1 protein-coding gene is annotated in these 469 nt (G+C 52.7%); it reads left to right on the top strand.

Annotated elements, in window-relative coordinates; all coding sequences use genetic code 11:
• Positions 1–61: 61 nt before the first annotated feature.
• The coding region (locus tag M3223_RS23865) for an FAD-dependent oxidoreductase (protein WP_251566271.1) at positions 62–469 on the top strand (408 nt) is incomplete at its 3' end.

Below are 469 nucleotides of genomic sequence, written 5' to 3'. Positions count from 1 at the left end.
CAATAAGCCTGATGGCTGAATCGTTAAGGTAGGCGGTAATAGAAAAGAAATCGAGGCAAAAATGAGCAAAGTCAGAATCGCTATTATCGGTAACGGCATGGTTGGCCATCGCTTTATCGAAGAGCTTCTCGATAAGGCGCCTGCCGGACAGTTCGACATTACCGTGTTCTGTGAAGAACCGCGTATCGCCTACGACCGCGTCCACCTGTCGTCTTATTTCTCCCCTCACACTGCGGAAGAACTGTCGCTGGTACGCGAAGGTTTCTATGAGAAACACGGCGTCAAGGTGCTGGTCGGCGAACGGGCGATCACCATCAACCGCCAGGAGAAAGTGATCCACTCCAGCGCCGGGCGTACCGTGTTCTACGACAAGCTGATTATGGCGACCGGCTCATACCCGTGGATCCCGCCGATTAAAGGCGCGGAAACCCAGGATTGCTTCGTCTATCGCACTATTGAAGATCTTAAC

It is taken from the genome of Paenibacillus pasadenensis (assembly GCF_023715725.1).
Classification (GTDB): domain Bacteria; phylum Bacillota; class Bacilli; order Paenibacillales; family Paenibacillaceae; genus Paenibacillus_O; species Paenibacillus_O pasadenensis_A.
This window is presented reverse-complemented; position numbering and strand designations above follow the sequence as displayed.